Origin of the sequence: Ruminococcus sp. AM31-15AC, assembly GCF_003462045.1 — a bacterium.
GTDB classification, from domain to species: Bacteria; Bacillota; Clostridia; order Oscillospirales; family Ruminococcaceae; genus Hominimerdicola; species Hominimerdicola aceti.
Map to the genome: position 1 here is coordinate 1 of NZ_QTYG01000135.1, position 733 is coordinate 733.

A 733-nucleotide genomic window follows, 5' to 3' on the forward strand; every position below is an offset into this window, starting at 1 on the left:
AGAGGATAATGGTGCGACTTAAAAAGGACAGCATTATAATAATTTCCACCCATATCGTTTCTGATATTGACACCATAACGGACGACCTGATCATACTTAACAAAGGCTCTGTTATCGCTAATGACAGCCCAGAGGCGCTTTTTGAGCATATAAGGGGTATGGTGTGGGATATTCCCAAAGAGGATATTGGTTTGCTGCCTATCGAGAACATTTATTATGAGGACACAAAGTCAAAGACCATATCAAAGACAAAGCCCACTCCAAACGCTGTTATAAGCGAGCCGACTATGAATGATCTTTATTTCTGCGGACAGCTTGACGGGGGAGTGTTTGAGTGAGGAGATAATTCAGATAATGATGTCAACTCTGAACGATAGTTGCCTCTTATCTTCAGTAATTAGACTTTGTCCTCTGCGAAAAAATTTGTAATGAAAGGATATAATATGCTAATAAACCACAACCAAAATATGCTTTGTCTTGATGAATTTGATATACTTGAACTGCGTGAAAATGCAGATGAGTGTGATTATCTTTTTGTTGTTTCGCCTAAAATTGAAACAAAGATATGCACTAAATAATGAACATTATACAGCTCTTAAGATAAGAGGTCACAAACATTTGTGCAAAGACTGTGGAAGTATTTTTGTTGACAGATTCAATACACTTGATCTTTGCTCAAAAATGACTAACAGACTTAGGTGCAAGATACAGCAATTATCATTAACAAAACCAT

At 36.7% G+C, this 733-nt stretch carries 1 protein-coding gene and 1 pseudogene; both read left to right on the forward strand.

The window, feature by feature from the left end:
• Nucleotides 1-338 (forward strand): annotated as a pseudogene (locus DW793_RS14895) (hypothetical protein); the annotation flags it as partial.
• Between the two features lie 90 nt (nt 339-428).
• On the forward strand, nt 429-578 hold the full coding sequence (locus tag DW793_RS14900) for a hypothetical protein (protein ID WP_181982970.1): 150 nt from the start codon (nt 429-431) through the stop codon (nt 576-578).
• Nucleotides 579-733 lie beyond the last annotated feature (155 nt).

Bases quoted from the DNA above. Each gene is read 5' to 3' on its own strand.
- DW793_RS14900 (WP_181982970.1), top strand. From the start codon at position 429: ATGAAAGGATATAATATGCTAATAAACCACAACCAAAATATGCTTTGT.